At 65.3% G+C, this 19,252-nt stretch carries 13 protein-coding genes; 12 read left to right on the plus strand and 1 reads right to left on the minus strand.

Annotated features, from left to right (window positions below; translation table 11 throughout):
- Nucleotides 1-176 precede the first annotated feature (176 nt).
- The 8 genes from aceE (at nt 177) to BC358_RS13280 (ending at nt 14,302) form a co-directional block, all read left to right on the plus strand.
- On the plus strand, nt 177-2,879 hold the full coding sequence (aceE, locus tag BC358_RS13245) for a pyruvate dehydrogenase (acetyl-transferring), homodimeric type (protein ID WP_079366164.1): 2,703 nt from the start codon (nt 177-179) through the stop codon (nt 2,877-2,879).
- A gap of 18 nt (nt 2,880-2,897) precedes the next feature.
- Nucleotides 2,898-4,553, plus strand: coding sequence for a dihydrolipoyllysine-residue acetyltransferase (gene aceF / locus BC358_RS13250; protein WP_079366165.1), 1,656 nt, complete (start codon nt 2,898-2,900; stop codon nt 4,551-4,553).
- A gap of 12 nt (nt 4,554-4,565) precedes the next feature.
- On the plus strand, nt 4,566-6,386 hold the full coding sequence (lpdA, locus tag BC358_RS13255; RefSeq protein ID WP_079366166.1) for a dihydrolipoyl dehydrogenase: 1,821 nt from the start codon (nt 4,566-4,568) through the stop codon (nt 6,384-6,386).
- Nucleotides 6,387-6,700: 314 nt separating this feature from the next.
- A complete protein-coding gene (locus BC358_RS13260) occupies nt 6,701-8,146 on the plus strand; it encodes an oligosaccharide flippase family protein (RefSeq protein ID WP_079366167.1) in 1,446 nt (481 codons plus the stop codon).
- Nucleotides 8,147-8,161: 15 nt separating this feature from the next.
- Entirely contained in the window at nt 8,162-9,331 is a 1,170-nt protein-coding gene (locus tag BC358_RS13265) for a rhamnan synthesis F family protein (RefSeq protein WP_079366168.1), read from the plus strand.
- Nucleotides 9,328-11,004 carry a DUF4038 domain-containing protein gene (locus BC358_RS13270; protein ID WP_079366169.1) on the plus strand — a complete coding sequence of 559 codons (1,677 nt, stop codon included), beginning with the start codon at nt 9,328-9,330 and terminating at the stop codon, nt 11,002-11,004. The genes BC358_RS13265 and BC358_RS13270 overlap by 4 nt, the downstream gene beginning before the upstream one ends.
- 138 nt (nt 11,005-11,142) lie before the next feature.
- Complete coding sequence (locus BC358_RS13275; RefSeq protein ID WP_079366170.1) at nt 11,143-13,311, plus strand: PAS domain S-box protein; 2,169 nt, start codon at nt 11,143-11,145, stop codon at nt 13,309-13,311.
- Between the two features lie 142 nt (nt 13,312-13,453).
- The gene (locus BC358_RS13280; protein ID WP_066154702.1) at nt 13,454-14,302 is read left to right on the plus strand and encodes a 2OG-Fe(II) oxygenase; all 849 of its coding nucleotides are present in this window, start codon (nt 13,454-13,456) and stop codon (nt 14,300-14,302) included.
- A gap of 89 nt (nt 14,303-14,391) precedes the next feature.
- Here BC358_RS13280 and BC358_RS13285 read toward each other — a convergent pair whose 3' ends face one another.
- Nucleotides 14,392-14,952, minus strand: a complete 561-nt coding sequence (locus tag BC358_RS13285; RefSeq protein ID WP_079366171.1) for a C40 family peptidase — start codon at nt 14,950-14,952, stop codon at nt 14,392-14,394.
- Between the two features lie 270 nt (nt 14,953-15,222).
- Between BC358_RS13285 and BC358_RS13290 the strand changes: the two genes are divergently transcribed.
- From BC358_RS13290 to BC358_RS13305, 4 genes are all read left to right on the plus strand, one after another.
- On the plus strand, nt 15,223-16,014 hold the full coding sequence (locus BC358_RS13290) for a TetR/AcrR family transcriptional regulator (RefSeq protein ID WP_066154243.1): 792 nt from the start codon (nt 15,223-15,225) through the stop codon (nt 16,012-16,014).
- Nucleotides 16,015-16,086: 72 nt separating this feature from the next.
- Nucleotides 16,087-16,683: an isochorismatase family protein gene (locus BC358_RS13295; RefSeq protein ID WP_079366172.1), complete on the plus strand. Its 597-nt coding sequence runs from the start codon at nt 16,087-16,089 to the stop codon at nt 16,681-16,683.
- A 108-nt stretch (nt 16,684-16,791) separates the two neighbouring features.
- Nucleotides 16,792-18,693 (plus strand): propionate--CoA ligase, encoded by a 1,902-nt coding sequence (locus BC358_RS13300; protein WP_079366173.1) that lies wholly within the window; start codon nt 16,792-16,794, stop codon nt 18,691-18,693.
- A 129-nt stretch (nt 18,694-18,822) separates the two neighbouring features.
- Nucleotides 18,823-19,197, plus strand: a complete 375-nt coding sequence (locus BC358_RS13305) for a helix-turn-helix transcriptional regulator (protein WP_066154234.1) — start codon at nt 18,823-18,825, stop codon at nt 19,195-19,197.
- Nucleotides 19,198-19,252: the final 55 nt, after the last annotated feature.

The raw sequence follows: 19,252 nt of genomic DNA on the forward strand, positions 1-19,252 counted from the left end.
GAATCCACAGGCCAGAGTCGGCGGAGCGCGCAGCAGCCGCTACAACATGTGTGGATCAATATTTCATATAAAGAAATCATAAAGCACATATTGAAATTGAAAATGATCTGTGGAAAAATCCGTGACACTGCGGAATCACCGCCGTAAGCTTTATTTCAAACCCACAGGAGACAGCCATGTCAGCGTCCGACGCTCAGAACAACCGTGGTGCCGGGGACATCGATGCCCAGGAAACCCGCGAATGGATGGAGGCGCTGGCCGCCGTCATTGAAAAAGAGGGCCCCGAGCGCGCCCACTTCCTGCTGGAGCAACTGCTCGAAGAGGCTCGTCAGAACAGCATCGACATGCCGTTTTCGGCCAATACCGGCTACGTGAACACCATCGAGCCGACCGAAGAGGCCCGCTGCCCCGGCAACATCGAGATCGAAGAACGCCTGCGCGCCTACATGCGCTGGAACGCCATGGCCATGGTGGTCAAGGCCAACCGCCACAACCCGGATGACGGCGGTGACCTGGGCGGTCACATCGGCTCCTTTGCCTCGCTGGCCCACATGTTCGGTGCCGGCTTCAACCATTTCTGGCACGCCGAGTCCGAGAACCATGGTGGCGACTGCCTGTACATCCAGGGCCACGTGTCGCCCGGTGTGTACGCCCGCGCCTACCTGGAAGGCCGACTGACCGAAGAGCAGCTGCTGCACTTCCGCCAGGAAGTCGACGGCAAAGGCCTGTCGAGCTACCCGCACCCCAAGCTCATGCCCGAGTTCTGGCAGTTCCCCACCGTCTCGATGGGCCTGGGCCCGTTGATGGCGATTTACCAGGCGCGCTTCCTGAAGTACCTGCACGCCCGTGGCATCGCCAACACCGAGAACCGCAAGGTCTGGGTGTTCTGCGGCGACGGTGAAATGGACGAGGTCGAGTCGCTGGGCGCCATCAGCCTGGCCGCGCGCGAAAACCTCGACAACCTGATCTTCGTGGTGAACTGCAACCTGCAGCGCCTGGACGGTCCGGTGCGTGGCAACGGCAAGATCATCCAGGAACTCGAAGGCGAGTTCCGCGGTTCCGGCTGGAACGTGATCAAACTGCTGTGGGGCTCCAACTGGGACCCGCTGCTGGCGCGCGACAAGGACGGCGCCTTGCGCAAGATCATGATGGAGACGCTGGACGGCGACTACCAGGCCTTCAAGGCCAACGACGGTGCCTACGTGCGCAAGCACTTCTTCGGCCGCGATCCGAAGGCGCTGGAACTCGTCTCGCACATGAGCGACGACGACATCTGGAACCTGCGCCGCGGTGGCCACGACCCGCAGAAGGTCTACGCCGCCTACCACCAGGCCGTCAACCACAAGGGCCAGCCGACCGTGCTGCTGATCAAGACGGTCAAGGGCTTCGGCATGGGCAAGGCCGGCGAAGGCAAGAACACCGTCCACCAGACCAAGAAGCTGACGGACGAGGACATCAAGTACTTCCGCGACCGCTTCAACATCCCGATCCCGGACAGCGAGCTGCCCAAGATTCCCTTTTACAAGCCGGCCGACGACACGCCGGAGATGCAGTACCTGCACGAGCGCCGCAAGGCCCTGGGCGGCTACCTGCCCAAGCGCCGCACCAAGGCCGACGAGAGCTTCACCGTGCCCTCGCTGGAGACCTTCAAGGCCGTGCTGGAGCCGACCGCTGAAGGCCGCGAAATCTCCACCACGCAAGCCTATGTGCGCTTCCTGACCCAGCTGCTGCGCGACCAGGCCCTGGGCCCGCGCGTGGTGCCCATCCTAGTCGACGAGGCCCGCACCTTCGGCATGGAAGGCCTGTTCCGCCAGGTCGGCATCTACAACCCCGCAGGCCAGCAGTACACCCCGGTCGACAAGGACCAGGTCATGTACTACAAGGAAGACAAGGCCGGGCAGATCCTGCAGGAAGGCATCAACGAAGCCGGCGGCATGTCCAGCTGGATCGCAGCGGCCACGAGCTACAGCACGTCCAACCGCATCATGGTGCCGTTCTATGTGTACTACTCGATGTTCGGATTCCAGCGCATCGGCGACCTGGCCTGGGCGGCTGGCGACATGCAGGCCCGTGGCTTCCTGCTGGGCGGCACGTCCGGCCGGACCACGCTGAACGGCGAGGGCCTGCAGCACGAAGACGGCCACAGCCACATCCTGGCCGGCACGATCCCGAATTGCGTGTCCTATGACCCGACCTTCGCGCACGAAGTCGGCGTGATCCTGCACCACGGCTTGAAGCGCATGGTGGAGAAGCAGGACAACGTCTTCTATTACCTGACGCTGTTGAACGAGAACTACGCCATGCCCGGCCTGACCGCCGGCACGGAAGAGCAGATCATCAAGGGCATGTACCTGTGCAAGCCGGGCGCCGAAGGCGACAAGCGCGTGCAGCTGCTGGGCTCCGGCACCATCCTGCGTGAGTCCATCGCTGCCCAGGCACTGCTGGCCACCGACTGGGGCGTGCAGGCCGACGTGTGGAGCTGCCCGAGCTTCAACGAACTGACCCGCGACGGCCAGGACTGCGAGCGCTTCAACCTGCTGCACCCGACCGAGAAGCAACGCGTGCCGTTTGTGGCGCAGCAGCTCGAAAAGCACGCCGGTCCGGTGGTCGCCTCGACCGACTACATGAAGAACTACGCCGAGCAGATCCGCCCCTTCATCCCCAAGGGCCGCGAGTACAAGGTGCTGGGCACCGACGGTTTCGGCCGCAGCGACTTCCGCAGCAAGCTGCGCGAGCACTTCGAGATCAACCGCCACTACATCGTGGTCGCCGCCCTGCGCGCGCTGGCCGATGAAGGCAAGCTGCCGATGGCCAAGGTGGCCGAGGCGATCAAGAAGTACGGCATCAAGACCGACAAGGTCAACCCGCTCTACGCTTAAACATCCGGAGACAAGAACATGGCACTGGTAGAAGTGAAGGTCCCGGACATCGGCGACTTCGACGAAGTGGCGGTCATCGAACTGCTGGTCAAGGTGGGCGACACGGTCAAGGCCGAGCAGTCGCTGATCACGGTCGAGAGCGACAAGGCCTCGATGGAGATCCCGTCCAGCACCGCTGGCGTGGTCAAAGAAATGCGCGTGGCGCTGGGCGACAAGGTGAAAGAAGGTTCGGTGGTGCTGGTGGTGGAAGCCGCTGGTGAGGCCGCTGCGCCGGCACCTGCTGTGGCACCTGCCGCCGCTGCACCGGCCCCGGCCCCTGCGGCAGCCCCGGTGGCTGCGCCGGCTGCAGCGCCTGCTGCTGCGGGACCGGTGGAAGTGCGCGTGCCCGACATCGGCGACTTCAAGGACGTCGCGGTCATTGAAGTGTTTGTCAAGCCTGGCGACAGCATCAAGGTCGAGCAGAGCCTGATCACGGTCGAGTCCGACAAGGCCTCGATGGAGATTCCGTCTTCGCACGCCGGCGTGCTCAAGGAACTCAAGGTCAAGGTCGGCGACAAGGTCAACATCGGTGACCTGCTGGCGATCCTGGAGGGTGCCGCGGGCGCCGCTGCGCCGGCACCGGCAGCCGCCGCCCCGGTGGCCGCTCCCGCCGCCGCAGCCGTGGCGGCTCCGGCTGCTGCCGTGGCCCCGGCGGCCGCTGCCGCACCTGCCCACAACCCCACCGGCACGCCCGCGCTGGGCCTGCCGCACGCTTCACCGTCGGTGCGCAAGTTCGCCCGCGAACTGGGCGTGCCGCTGGACGAGGTCAAGGGCTCGGGCCTGAAGGGCCGCATCACGGCCGAAGACGTCCAGTCTTTCACCAAGTCGGTGATGGCAGGCAGCCTGCAGACCAAGGCGCAGGCCGCCAAGGCCCCGGCATCGACCGGCGGTGGTGGCTCCGAGCTGGGCCTGATCCCTTGGCCCAAGGTGGACTTCGCCAAGTTCGGCCCCATCGAGCGCAAGGAGCTCGGCCGCATCAAGAAGATCAGCGGTGCCAACCTGCTGCGCAACGCCGTGATGATCCCCGCCGTCACCAACCACGACGACGCCGACATCACCGACCTCGAAGCCTTCCGCGTGTCCACCAACAAGGAGAACGAGAAGAGCGGCATCAAGGTCACGATGCTGGCCTTCCTGATCAAGGCGTGCGTCGCCGCGCTCAAGAAGTTCCCCGAGTTCAACAGCTCGCTGGACGGCGATTCGCTGGTCTACAAGCAGTACTGGCACATCGGTTTTGCGGCCGACACACCCAACGGTCTGGTCGTGCCCGTCATCAAGGACGCCGACAAGAAGGGCGTGCTGCAGATCAGCCAGGAAATGGGTGAACTCGCCAAGAAGGCGCGCGACGGCAAGCTCGGCCCGGCCGACATGTCCGGCGCCACTTTCACCATCTCGTCGCTGGGTGGCATCGGTGGCCGTTACTTCACGCCCATCATCAACGCGCCTGAAGTCGCCATCCTGGGCGTTTGCAAGAGCCAGATGGAGCCGGTGTGGGACGGCAAACAGTTCGTGCCGCGCCTGATGCTGCCGCTGTCGCTGACCTGGGACCACCGCGTGATCGACGGCGCCGCTGCGGCCCGCTTTAACGCGTACCTCGGCCAGATCCTGAGCGACTTCCGTCGCGTGCTGCTGTAAAGGAACCGGAACATGGCACTCATGGACATCAAGGTTCCCGACATCGGCGATTTCGAAGAGGTCGCGGTCATCGAGGTGCTGGTCAAGGTGGGTGACACCATCAAGGCCGAGCAGAGCCTCATCACGGTCGAGTCCGACAAGGCCTCGATGGAGATTCCCTCGTCGCACGCCGGTGTGGTGAAGGAGCTCAAGGTCAAGCTGGGTGACAAGGTCAGCGAAGGCTCGGTGGTGCTGGTGCTGGACGCGGAGGGCGCTGCGGCGGCTCCCGCACCGGCCGCGGCCCCTGCTGCAGCTGCGCCTGTGGCAGCACCCGCTGCCGCCCCAGTGGTGGCGCCCACGGCCGCCAGCTTCGGCGGCTCGGCCGACATCGACTGCGACGTGCTGGTGTTGGGCGCCGGCCCTGGCGGCTACTCCGCCGCCTTCCGCGCCGCCGACCTGGGCCTGAAGGTCGTGATCGTCGAACGCTATGCCCAGCTGGGCGGCGTCTGCCTGAACGTGGGCTGCATCCCGTCCAAGGCGCTGCTGCACGTGGCGGCGGTGATGGACGAGGTCTCGCACCTGGGCGATCTGGGCGTCGAGTTCGGCAAGCCGACGGTCAGCGTGGACAAGCTGCGTGCCCACAAGGAAAAGGTCATCGGCAAGCTGACCGGTGGTCTGGCCGCCATGGCCAAGATGCGCAAGGTCACCACCGTGCGCGGCTACGGCGCCTTCGTCGGCCCCAACCACGTGGAAGTGGAAGAGACCACGGGCACCGGGCAGGAGAAGACCGGCAGCAAGAAGGTCGTGGCCTTCAAGAAGTGCATCATCGCCGCCGGCTCGCAAGCGGTTCGCCTGCCGTTCTTCCCGCAGGACGATCGCATCGTGGATTCGACCGGCGCGCTGGCGCTCAAGGGCGTGCCCAAGAAGATGCTGATCGTCGGCGGCGGCATCATCGGCCTGGAGATGGGCACGGTCTACAGCACGCTGGGTGCCCGCCTGGACGTGGTCGAAATGATGGACGGCCTGATGCAGGGCGCCGACCGCGACCTGGTCAAGGTCTGGGAGAAGATGAACAAGGGCCGCTTCGACAACATCATGTTGAAGACCAAGACCGTGGGCGCCACGGCCACGCCCGAAGGCATCAAGGTGCAGTTCGAGGGCCTGGACGGCGCAAAGAGCGAAGGCACCTACGACCTGGTGTTGCAGGCCGTGGGTCGCACGCCCAACGGCAAGAAGATCGCCGCCGACAAGGCCGGCGTGGCCGTGACCGACCGCGGCTTCATCAACGTCGACATCCAGATGCGCACCAACGTGCCGCACATCTTCGCTATCGGCGACATCGTGGGCCAGCCCATGCTGGCGCACAAGGCGGTGCACGAGGCGCACGTGGCGGCCGAAGTCATCGCCGGTGAACTGCAGGGCAACCCGGAGCTGGCCGCGGCCGCCTTCAACGCCCGCGTGATCCCCAGCGTGGCCTACACCGACCCCGAGGTGGCCTGGGTGGGCCTGACCGAGGACCAGGCCAAGGCGCAGGGCATCAAGGTCAAGAAGGGCTTGTTCCCGTGGACGGCCTCGGGCCGCGCCATCGCCAACGGCCGCGACGAAGGCTTCACCAAGCTGCTGTTCGACGACTCGCCCGAGGCCCATGGCCACGGCAAGATCCTGGGCGGCGGCATCGTGGGCACCCATGCGGGCGACATGATCGGCGAGATCGCACTGGCCATCGAGATGGGCGCCGACGCGGTGGACATCGGCAAGACCATCCACCCGCACCCCACGCTGGGCGAGAGCATCGGCATGGCGGCCGAGGTGGCTCACGGGTCTTGTACCGATCTGCCGCCGCAGAAGAAGTAAGCCTTTTACACCGCCGTCAGAAGCCTGGCGGTTGGTCGAATAGCCACCTCGAATCGCCCTCCGGGACCCCGTGTTCCGGAGGGCGATTTGTTGTGGGCGACTCGTGCGGTCGGGGCCGGGGGGAATCTTCGCGATAATTTGTCCCGCGCGTTTGAACTTTTTCATTCGCCTGCGCGCAACAGGGTGCCTGCCCGAGCACCAGAACCAACCGTGATGTATCCAATGGTGCGATTGCATGCTGCCCAAGATGTGGCGCCGGGGAGTGCTGCTTGACCGACTCAGTGACACCCGCCGCGGAGGTCGGCCAGTCCTCAATGGCCCACATCTCCGCCCGCGCCAAGACCGGGACGATCTGGATCGTTGTCGCGTTCGGTGGCGGGCAGATCCTCCGCCTTGTATCGAACATCGCGCTTGCGGCGCTGCTGTTTGAAGAAGCCTTTGCCCTGATGGCCCTGGTGTCCGCCGTGATGCAAGGCCTCGCGATGTTCTCCGACATCGGGCTCAAGCCCAGTGTGGTGCAGAACCCGCGCGGCGACGAGCCGGTCTTCCTGCAGACGGCCTGGACGCTGCAGGTCATCCGTGGTCTGGTCCTGTTCACCTGTGCGGTGGTGCTGGCCTGGCCCATGGCACACATCTATGGTGCCAACGACCCGATGGCCCGCGAGCTGCTCTGGCTGATCCCGCTGGTGGCGTTCGGCGCCATCGCCGACGGCTTCCAGTCCTCGCGCATGCTCACAGCCGCCCGGAGGATGGACATCGCCGGCATGACCAAGATCGAGATCCTGGTGCAGGTGCTGAACGCGGTGCTGATGGTGGGACTGGCCTGGTACCTGCGTTCGGTGTACGCGCTGGCCATCGCCGGGGTGGTCAGCAGCGGCCTGCGGGTCTGGCTCTCGTACGCGATGTTGTCGGGCCTGACGGACCGGTTCCGGCTCGACCGGGACTCGGTGAAGGCGATCTTCGGCTTCGGCAAGTGGGTGTTCCTGAGCACGCTGATTTCTTTCCTGGCGCTGCAGATCGACCGCGTGCTGCTGGCGGCCATCTTTCCCCTGGCCGAGGTCGGCGTCTATTCCATCGCCACCAGCCTGTCGCTGATGGTGGCGGTGCTGGTGGGGACACTGCAGTCCTCCATCGTGTTTCCGTGGTATTCCCGGATGCTGGACCACGGAGTGCCCCTGAAGGAGGCCTTCCGGCGCACCCGCGTGCCGCTGATGCTGGTGGTGAGCTTTCTGGTGGTCTTGCTGGTGACTGGGGCCAGCAGCTTCTTCGATCTGGCCTACGACGACCGCTACACCAAGGGGGGCGACTTCCTGCCCCTGCTGGCCATGGGTGTCTGGTTCAGCAGTCTCAGCGGCATTTACGGGGCGGCGTTCATGGCCATGGGCAAACCGCAGTGGATCGCCATCGTCAGCGCGGTCAAGGTGCTCTCGTTCCTGCTGTTCCTCGGGGTCTACCTCCAGTTCGAGTACTCCATCGAAACGGCGGTGCTGGCGGTGCTGAGCGCCGAGGTGGTCACCGGGGCCACGAGCCAGTACCTGGGCTGGAAACTGGGCCTGCGCAACCTGCGGATGGAAGGCCTGCTGCTGTTGTTGATGCTCGGCGCTTCGGCCCTCGGATGGTGGTTCGTGCACCACCTGCCCTGGGTGGCGGGCCAGCATCCTTTCGTGCGCCTGCTGCTGCTGGGGCTGCTGGAGGTGGCGGTGTTCGCACCGCTGGGCCACCGGTTGGTGCTGCCCATGCTCCGGCGATCGGTGTCCTGAGCCGTCCGACGCAGCATGGGGACCGATTCACTCGCGCAGACCGCCAGCCGCTGGCTCACCCGTCTGCGGAACCATCTGGCCTGGCGCTGGGGCCGTGTGCGGCGGATGCCCGGACTGCTCGTCAACCTCTGGTTCGGCAACCTGTGGCACGACCACTGGCTCAGGCGCCAGGTGCTCATCACCGAAGGCGCACTGGCGGCCACCCGGCGCTGCGCGGTGTATGTCATGTACCCGCGCCTCGGGCTGCAGGACTCCCACCTGACGTCGCTGGCCTACCTGGCGCGCAAGGGCTGTGCGCCGCTGGTGGTCAGCAACTTGCCGCTGACGCCCCAGGAGCGCCAACGCCTGCAACCCCTGTGCTGGCGGCTGGTGGAGCGTCCCAACTATGGCTACGACTTTGGTGCCTTCCGCGAGGGCGTTCTCATGGCCCTCGACCAACTGCCAGGTCTCGGTCAGCTGTTGCTGGTCAACGATTCCGCCTGGTTCCCGGTGCCGGCCGCGGCCGACTGGCTGGCGCAGGCCGAGCGGCTGGACGTGGATCTGGCGGGGGCGGTGTCCAACGACGGCTGGCTGGACTTCCTGGCAGACCCTGGCCGCGGGCGGCCCTGGGTGCCGGATGAGGGCACGCCGCACCTGCACTACTGTTCGTTTGCGCTGCTGTTCGGCGCGCGCATCCTGAAGGACCCGGGCTTCCGCAAGTTCTGGCAGGGCCTGACGCTCACCGCCGACAAGCTGGAAACCATTCGCCGTGGCGAGGTCGGTCTGAGCCGCTGGGTCATTGATCGCGGCTATCGCCATGCCCAGACACTGGACATCACCCGGTTCGATCAGCACCTCGAACGCATGGACGCCGACCAGTTGCGCGAACTGGCTGCGAACCTGGTGATCCCCGAGGACACGGCGCTGCGCGAAGAACAGCGGGCCCTGACCGACCTGTCGGCAGCACCGGTCGATGCAGCGACGCTGCGCCGCTTCATTCTCTGGGCCACCATCGCCACAGGGCCGGCCTATGCGCTGCCGCACTGGTCATTGCCCGAACAGGGCTTCGGCTTTCTGAAGAAGTCGCCGATGTGGTTGAGCAGGCCCACGGCGCAGATCACGATGTCTCTGATCGAGCGCTATGGCGATGCGTCCATGCTTGAAGAGGCGCGTCGGCTGGCGCGCGGGGGCAGGGGAACCACGTGACGCTCAGTACCCATCAGAACAAGGCGGTCGAGATCTGCTTTCAATCCAACGCCGCCTACCCGGAGCCGTTCAAGGACGTGCTGCTGGACGTGGTGTTCGTCTCGCCCGGCCAGCGGGTCATCGAGGTCCCGGCGTTCTGGGGTGGCGGGGACACCTGGTGTGTCCGCTATGCCAGTGCCGAGACGGGCATCCACACCTTCACCACCCGCTGCAGCGACGCGGGCAATGCGGGTCTGCATGGCCAGGCGGGCACGGTCGAGGTCACGGCCTACCAGGGCGACAACCCGCTGTACCGGCATGGCGGTATCCGGGTGGCCGAGGACCGGCGGCACTTCTGCCACGCCGACGGCACGCCGTTTTTCTGGCTGGGCGACACCTGGTGGATGGGGCTGTGTGGCCGCCTCTCGTGGCCGGATGATTTCCAGGCGCTGGCCAGCAACCGCAAGGAGCGCGGGTTCAACCTGATCCAGCTGGTCGCCGGTCTCTACCCGGACATGCCGCTGTTCGACGAGCGGGGCCGCAGCGCCAGCGGCTTTGCCTGGGAGACCGACCTGGGCAGAATCAACCCGGCCTTATTCGACGAGGCGGACCAGCGGGTGTTTCACCTGGTCGAGCAGGGGCTGGTGCCGTGCATTCTGGGCGCCTGGGGCTACTACCTGCCCATGATCGGCCTGGAGAACATGCAGCGCCACTGGCGCCACCTGATCGCGCGCTGGGGGGCGCTGCCGGTCGTGTGGGTGGCCGCCGGCGAGCAGACCATGCCGTGGTATCTGGAAGGCCACCTGCAGAAGGACGCCTCGCGTGCCCGGCTGCGCACCGAATGGACCGAGGTGATCCGCGAGATGCGCCGCCTCGATGCCTTCGGCCGCATGATCTCCACGCACCCGGTCACCAGCGCCCGCGAGTCGGTCACGGACGCTGGGTTGCTCGACTTCGAGATGCAGCAAACCGGTCACGGGCAGCCCACGCTCCACCACGCGCGGCGCGCGCAGGAGGGCTGGAGCGCGGGGCCGGTCATGCCGGTGATCAGCGGGGAGTCCCGGTACGAAGCGCTGGACATCAACCCCACCGTCACGGCCCGCGACGCGCGCGAGGCGTTCTGGGCGCATGCGCTCAACAGCGGCCTGGCGGGGCACACCTACGGGGCCAACGGGATCTGGCAGGTCAACACGGAGCAGCGGCCGTTTGGCCCGTCGCCCTCCGGGTCCTGCTGGGGGAACCTGCCGTGGGCGCAGGCGATGCAACTCCCCGGCGCCCGGCAGATCGGCCTGGCCCGGTCGTTCCTGCTGGCCACCTTGCCGTGGCACGAGTTCGTGCCGCTGCCGCCGGCCGAGGGGCGCCGGTCCTTCCTGCCGCGCAGCAGGCGCCTGCAGCGGCTGCTTCTCAAGCTCGGGTGGCGGCCCACTTCGCCCGCACCCATCGCCGTGGGCATGGCCGAAGCCAGGTCCACCGTTCTCGCCTACACGATCGAGAGCAGGGGCTTTTCGCTCGATGTTCGTCGGCTGAAAGGGCCGCTGAAGGGCTGCTGGGTCGATCCGACCAGCTTCGAAACGCACCCCTTGCACCTCGAATTGCGCGGTGGGCAGCTGCATGTGACGCCGCCGGCCAGGAACGCTGCCGGCGACAGCGACTGGCTGCTGCTGGTGCAGCCTGTTGGCGGCGCGTCGGCCTGACGACAGCATAGGGTCTTCGGATCACATCGCGCGAACGGTCATTTTTCGCAGTTTTTGCGTCGCAGGGTTTGTATGCCGGGGCCGGGACGGGTAAGGTCGCCCAAGCTTGTTGCAGCGGCTTCATCGGCCCGGATTCCAGTGAACACATCCAACGAACGAATCAATCTGGCGCATGGTGCCCTGCGTGTGGCGCTGGTGTATGCCGCGTTTGCCGGTCTCTGGATCCTGCTGTCGGACCGCGCGATGGGCCTGCTGTGGCACGACCCCGAGGCGCTCGTGCAGGCCAGCATGCTCAAGGGCTGGTTCTTCGTCGTCGTCACCACCCTGCTGCTGTATGTGCTGGTCCGCCGGCTGGTCGGACGGCTGAACGCCTCCCATCGGCGCGAACAGGCCCAGGCGGAAGAAAAGACCCGGGCCCTGGAGCTGCTCACCGCCATCGCCCAGAGTTCCAGCGACGCCATCTTCGCCAAGGACGAGCAGGGACGCTACCTGCTGGTCAACGACGCCGCGGCCCGCTATGTGGGGCGTCCCGCCAGCGCCCTGCTCGGCCAGGACGACGGGGCTGCTTTCCCGGCCGAACAGGCGACGCTGATCCGGGGCATCGACCGGCGGGTGCTGGCGTCTGGCCGTGTGGAGACCAACGAGGAGCACCTGGACACGGCGCAGGGGCGAAGGGTATTTCTGGCCACCAAGGGGCCGCTGCGCGATGCCCAGGGACACATCCGAGGCACCTTCGGCATTTCGCGCGACATCACCGAACGCACGCAGGCCAAGCAGCGGCTGATCGAGTCCGAGGCCCGCTACCGCTCCCTGTTCGAGAACATGAACACTGGTTTTGTATTGTTCGAACTGGTGCAGGACGGGCAGGGCAGACCGGTGGATCTGGTGATCCTTGCCGCCAACCGCCATCTGGCCGATGTCACGGGTCTGGACCTGGTCAAGGTCATGGGGCAACGGCTGACGCAGGTGCTGCCGGGTATCGAGGACGACGAAGCGGACTGGATCGGTACCTACGGCCGGGTGGCATTGACAGGCGAGTCGCGGCAGTTCGAGCAAGGGTCCGAACGTCTGGGTACTTTCTTTTCGGTGTCCGCTTTCCGGGCGGGCGAGGGCCTTTGCGCGGTGACATTTCTCGACATCAGTGGTCGACGGGCCACGGAGATGGCCCTGCACGACAGCGAAGAACGGCTGCGCCTGGCCCTGGCGGCAGCCAGTCAGGGGCTGTACGACCTCAACCTGGAAACCGGTGAAACCACCGTGAGTCCCGAGTACGCGGTCATGCTCGGCCACGACCCGGCCGATTTCCGCGAGACCCTCGCATCGTGGCGCGAACGGCTCCACCCCGAAGACCAGGCCCGCATTCCGCGCCTGCTGGAGGACTACCTCGCGGGCCGCCAGGCGGCGTTTCGCGTCGAATTCCGACTGCGCACGAGGGACGGGCGCTGGAAATGGATCCTGTCCTTGGGACAGATCGAGCAGCGGTCCGCGGACGGCAGGCCGCTGCGCATGCTGGGCACCCACACCGACATCGACGCGCTCAAGTCGGCCGAGGCCACGTTGCGGGAGATGAACGCCACACTGGAGTTTCGTGTCTCCGAGCGCACCGCCGAGCTCAGCGCCGCGAACCGGGAACTGGAGACCTTCGCCTATGCGGTCTCCCACGATCTGCGCGCACCATTGCGGGCGCTCAGCGGCTACTCGCAGGCGCTGCAGGAAGATTTCGGCGACACACTGCCCGACCAGGCCAGGGTCTATCTGGACCGGATTCACCAGTCCGCTGCGCGCATGGGCCAGCTGATAGAAGGCATCCTGGCGCTCTCCAGAAGCAGCCGGGGGGATCTTCGCCTCGACCGGGTGGATGTGTCCGCACTTGCCCGTCAGCGACTGGCACAGCTGGCCGAGGAGTCCGGTCGGCAGGTGCGCACCTATGTCGAGGAAGGGCTGGAGGTCACCGGTGACGAGCGCATGCTGGCCTCGGTGATGACCAATCTGCTTGACAACGCCTGGAAGTACACCGGTGCGACACCGGACCCCGAGATCCGTGTGCATGCGGGGAGTGTCACTGGGCTGCATGGCATATGCGTCTCGGACAACGGTGCGGGCTTCGACATGGCCCACGCTGACCGGCTGTTCCAGCCATTTCAGCGGTTGCACCGGGAGGACCAGTTTCCCGGCATCGGCATCGGTCTGGCCACGGTGCAGCGCATCGTGCACCGTCATGGCGGTGAGCTCGCCGCCGTGGCGGCGCCAGGTGAGGGTGCCACGTTCTGTATCGCGCTGCCACCGGTGCCCGCTGCCCAGGCTTGATGTCCGCATGAGGATGCGGCAGGCCGCACCGCCAGCGACCAGACCACGATGGCTGAACGCTTAAACGCATCTTAAGTCTTGCGACCTAGCATCGTCAGGTTTTGTCGGATCGACCCGACCCCTTCCTGAGGAGCGCATGGACATGTCCACCGTGGATCTGAGCGATCGTTTTGTGTTTGACGATCCCAAGTACCTTCAACTGGCTGTGGATAACGCGGAGCGGTACGCCAAGGGCAATCCGTTCCCCCACATCCACCTGGACAACTTCCTGCCCCCGGATGTGGCCGAGGCAGTGCTGGCCGAGTTTCCGAAGCCCGCCGACATCGACTGGCACAACTACAACCGCCAGACCGAGATCAAGCTGGTCTGCGCCGACGAAACCCAGTTCGGCCCGGTGACCCGCCAACTGTTCTACCAGTTCCACTCGATCCCGTTCCTGCAGTTCCTCGAAAAGCTCACCGGCATCGACAACCTGATTCCCGACCCGCTGTTGCGCGGGGGTGGCCTGCACCAGATCCGTCGCGGAGGCCTGCTGAAGCTGCACGCCGACTTCAACAAGCACGACAGCACCTTCCTGGACCGCCGCATCAACGTGCTGCTGTACCTGAACAAGGACTGGAAGGAGGAGTACGGTGGGTACCTTGAGCTGTGGGACAAGGACACCAAGTTCTGCGGCGACAAGATCCTGCCGGTGTTCAACCGCCTGGCGATCTTCACCACCACCAGCGACTCCTTCCACGGCCATCCGGACCCCCTGAACTGTCCGGAGGACATGACCCGCAAGTCGCTGGCGCTGTACTACTACACCAACGGGCGTCCGAAAGGCGAGGCGGACGGCATCCACACCACCATTTTCAAGTCGCGGCCGGAGGAGAGCTTCTCTGGTGTGATGTGGCGCCTGGGCCAGGATTTCGCCCCCCCGGTGCTCTGGCGCACGGCGCGCCGAGTGCGCGAGCGCTACTTCAGGCGCACGATCCAGAAGCGCGGCTGAGCGCCAGGACTCTACAAAAAGGGCGCCCTTGCGGCGCCTTTTTGCTGACCTGTCCCCGCTGCGGGTGGCGCGTGATCAACCGCAACAGGTCAGGGACTGCCGACGTCCTGGCCGCTCAGTGGCACCCTGCGCGCGCCATTGAACCGTGTCCGCCAGTAAGCCACACGCATGTCTTCCACGCGCACGGCACCTCCGGCGCGAGGGGCGTGGATGAACTTGCCTTCGCCCAGGTAGATGCCCACATGGCTGAACGCACGTCTCATGGTGTTGAAGAAAACGAGGTCGCCGGGCTTGAGGTCGCTGCGGTCAATGACCTCCGTGGCAGCCGCCTGCTGGTCGGCCCGGCGGGGAAGGATCTTGCCGAAGGATTGTTCATAGACCGCCCGGACAAGGCCGCTGCAGTCAAAGCCGGTGTCCACGCTGTTGCCGCCGTAGCGGTAGGGCACGCCCAGGAACCCCATGGCGCGCACCACCAGATCGGATGCACGTTCTCCCATGTCGCTTCTGGCCTGCTGGAGCTGTGAGCCCAGCCGGGCCATCACTCCGCGTTCCTCCAGCATTCGCACCATCTCGTCGGGCTCCTGGTCGTTGGGGGCAGCCTGGCACAAGGCACATCCCAGAAGAAGAGCGGCGACACAGATAACACGCATCGGGGCAGCTTAAGCGAAGCACTGCTCCGAAGTCAAGCGAGGTTCTGTTGCCAATCCCTTTGATTCTGTTGAAGTTTTCGACGGTCAGGAACCGGGCGTTGTTGGCATTTGGATGGAATGACTCACTTGGTGTTCAACCAGAAAACCAAGGGGAGAACTGCTGGAATGGTTTTGTTCTAACAAATCACCAACAAACGGAAAATCTTGATTTAATTAAATGAACCGCGTTCATATAATCAAACAAGCACCAAGGAAATAGACAATCGAGCCATGTCAGTCAAATTCGATGCCATCACCCCGGTCCTGACGCCGGAACAGCTTCGCCAGCAACAGCAGCGCATGGCCGACCGCCAGGCGCGGCAGCAGCGTTTTGGTGACGAGCGGCGGCAACAGCTGCTGGATGTGGCCTGGGCGCTGTGGCAGGAGGCCGGGGGGCAGGGCTTCAACATGCGGCAGCTGGCACAGCGTGCGGGCTACACCGCCGGTGCGCTTTACGCCTACTTCCCGGGGCGGGAGGCGATCCTGTCCGCGTTGCAGCAACGCGTCGTGCAGGAACTGGCCGACCTGGTGTCTGGCATCAGGGCGCCGCGCGGTGACCGCACAGTCCGGCCGCGCAGGGACGGCAGTCCGGTGTCATCTGCGCAGGCGGCGCTGGCGCGAACCTTGTTCATCGAGCGCTCGGTGGCCTGGTGGGCGTGGCTGGCGGGTGACGCCCAGCGGTTGGAGCTGGTCCTGCACGGCGGACACGGTGTGCAGGAGGCCGCTGGCGAGGCGGGTGTATCGGCGTCGGTGCTGCAGGGGCGCCTGGCGGACGCGCTGCAGCCCTGCCTGGAAACCCTCCAGACCTGCGGACTGACGCCGGATGCCGCCCAGCAGTTGCACGACGAGGTGCTGGCCTACGGGCTGGGACTGCTGGTGTTGCAGGGGCCTCAAAGGGGTGAGGGGCGGGCGCTGATGGAATCGCGGTTTGTGCAGAGCCTCCAGCAATGGATGGACCAGGCCCTGGCGGCTACGCAGCAGGACGCCGACGGGGCGGGGCAGGGTGACCTCTTCTCCATGTGATCGCGCTGCACCTGTTTGTCACAATCGCCCCTCGGTTCGTGCAGTCCGCACGAACAGTTTCAGGATTTTTTCATGCTGCTCGAAGCTTCCGACTCCCAACTTGTTCTGGTCGACTACCAAGAGCGCCTGATGGCGGCGCTGTCGGAGCGTGAGCCTGTGCTGGCCAACGCGCGCCGGCTGGCCCAGGCGGCCCGTCGCCTGCGCGTGCCGGTGTGGGGAACCGAGCAGAACCCCGCCAAGCTGGGGCCCAACGACCCGGGCCTGCGCGACCTTTGCCAGCGCACGCTCGCCAAGATGCACTTCAGTGCCGTTCCCGATGGCCTGCTGGAATGTCTGCGCCCCGCGACCAAAGGTGGCAACGCCCGCAGCCTGCCCAAACATCTGCAGAAGCCGGCTGCAGCGGCCCATCCGCGGAACACCGTGGTCCTGGCCGGATGTGAGGCGCATGTCTGCCTGCTCCAGACGGCGCTGGATCTGGTGGAGGAGGAAATGGATGTGTGGGTGGTCACCGATGCCTGCGCCTCGCGCACCGAGCGCAACCGGGATGCGGCGTTCGACCGCCTGGCGGGCACGGGATGCGAGTTGGTGACCACCGAGATGGTGTTGTTCGAGTGGCTGCGTTCGGCCGACCACCCGGATTTCCGCGAGATTCACGCGCTGATCAAGTAAGTTCGGAAGGTGGCGGGCGAAGATGTCCTGCCATCGTCGTGTCAGACTCCAGAAAGTCTGGGATTCATAATTATGAATTCAGTTTGATCCACCACCCAGGAGACTTACATGGGCAACCCGCAGGGCTTCGAGGCCTTTCATCAGCGCTCGATCACCGACCGCGACGCTTTCTGGGCCGAGCAGGCGCAGCTGGTGGATTGGCACAGACCGTTTGACCGGGTTTGCAACTACGACAACCCGCCGTTCGCACGCTGGTTCGAGGGCGGTCTGACCAACCTCTGCCACAACGCGGTGGACCGCCACCTCAGGGACCGGCCGGACCAGAATGCGCTGATCTTCGTGTCGACCGAGACCGATACCGAGAAGACCTACAGCTTCCGTGAGCTGCACACCGAGGTGCAGCGCATGGCCGCCATCCTGAAGGCGCAGGGCGTCAAGAAGGGGGATCGGGTCCTGATCTACATGCCCATGATTCCCGAGGCCGCGTTTGCCATGTTGGCCTGCGTTCGCATCGGTGCCATTCACTCGGTGGTGTTTGGCGGTTTTGCCAGCCACTCTCTCGCCAGCCGCATCGAGGACGCTTCGCCGGTGGCCATCGTGAGTGCAGATGCCGGCTCGCGCGGCGGCAAGGTGGTCGAGTACAAGCCGCTCCTGGACGAGGCCATCCGGCTGTCGTCGCACAAGCCGGGCAAGGTCGTGATGGTCAACCGGGGTCTTGCCGCATTCACGGCAGTGGAGGGGCGCGATGTCGACTATGCGACCGAGCGCGCCAAGGTGATGGATGTCGTCGTGCCCTGCGAATGGGTCGACGCCACGCACCCGAGCTACACCCTCTACACCAGTGGCACCACCGGCAAGCCCAAGGGCGTGCAGCGCGACACCGGCGGCTACGCCGTGGCCTTGGCCGCATCCATGAAGCACATCTACATGGGCGAGCCCGGCGAGACCTATTTCTCCACCAGCGACATCGGCTGGGTGGTCGGCCACAGCTACATCATCTACGGCCCGCTGATCGGTGGCATGGCGACCATCATGTACGAAGGTCTGCCGATCCGTCCGGACGCCGGTATCTGGTGGAGCCTGGTCGAGAAGTACAAGGTGTCGGTGATGTTCAGCGCACCGACGGCGGTGCGCGTGCTCAAAAAGTACGACTCCTCGTTCATCAAGAGGTACGACCTGTCTTCGCTCAAAGCGCTGTTCCTGGCCGGCGAGCCGCTGGACGAACCGACCGCCAAGTGGATCTCTGACGAGCTGGGCAAGCCCATCGTCGACAACTATTGGCAAACTGAGACCGGGTGGCCGATCCTGGCGATCTGCAACGGGGTGGAAAAGGCGCCGAGCAAGTTCGGCTCGCCAGGCAAGGCGGTTTACGGATACAACGTCAAGTTGCTGGACGACCAGACCGGCGAAGAGCTGCACGGTAGCGACGTCAAAGGCGTGGTCGCAGTCGAAGGCCCGCTGCCGCCCGGCTGCATGCAGACCATCTGGGGCGACGACGCGCGCTTCGTCAAGACCTACTGGTCCAGCGTACCGGGGCGGCAGGTCTACAGCACCTTCGACTGGGGCATCCGCGACAAGGACGGCTACTACTTCATCCTCGGGCGCACCGACGACGTGATCAACGTCGCTGGCCACCGCCTGGGTACCCGCGAAATCGAAGAGAGCATTTCCAGCCACCCCAAGATCGCCGAAGTGGCGGTGGTGGGGGTTGCTGATCAGCTCAAGGGCCAGGTGGCCATGGCGTTCGCCGTGCTCAAGGACACCGCGCTTCTGGGCGACGAGGCGGCACTGCTCAAGCTTGAGGGTGAGGTCATGAAGCTGGTGGACGAGCAGCTCGGGGCGGTGGCGCGCCCGGCCCGTGTGCGCTTCGTGGGTGTGCTGCCCAAGACCCGCAGCGGCAAGCTGCTGCGCCGCGCGATTCAGGCGGTATGCGAGGGGCGCGATCCGGGGGATCTCACCACCATGGACGACCCGGCGGCCCTGCAGCAGATCAGGGACATGCAGTCCTGAGAGCTGCGCGGCTGATCGACGGCGCCAGGGGGCGCCGTTTTTTTTGAACCCCCTGGTGTATGAGGGCATTGGGTTTGGTGGGTCTTGTCAGTATCATGCATGCTTATATTGACAACCTCGCGGAAAGCCATGGAACAAATGATCGGGACGGATGCCCAAACCGAGAAAGTCCGGGTGTTCGAACTGGCCGCCGAATTGTTCGGTGTGCTGGCCACGCCGATGCGGTTGCGCATCCTCAGCGCGCTGTGCGACAAGGAAAAATCGGTCTCGCAGTTGTTGCAGGAAATCCAGACCACTCAGCCCAACCTGTCCCAGCACCTGAATCTGCTGTACCGCGCCGGCGTCCTGGCCAAGCGCAAGGAGGGCACGCAGGTGATCTACCGGGTTCAGAGCGAGAAGGCGGTGACCCTGTGCCGCACGGTGTGCACCCAGATCGCCATCGAGATGGACGAACCCAGCGCTGTGCCCGCGTCCGAGCGTTTGTCCCCGCGTGTGGGATCCTGAAGCCCGCGTTCACAACAGACGCGCTCTTCGTCGGCAAGCAACACAGCATGCCGTT

The sequence above is a fragment of the Hydrogenophaga sp. H7 genome, from assembly GCF_002025745.1.
GTDB classification, from domain to species: Bacteria; Pseudomonadota; Gammaproteobacteria; order Burkholderiales; family Burkholderiaceae_C; genus Hydrogenophaga; species Hydrogenophaga pseudoflava.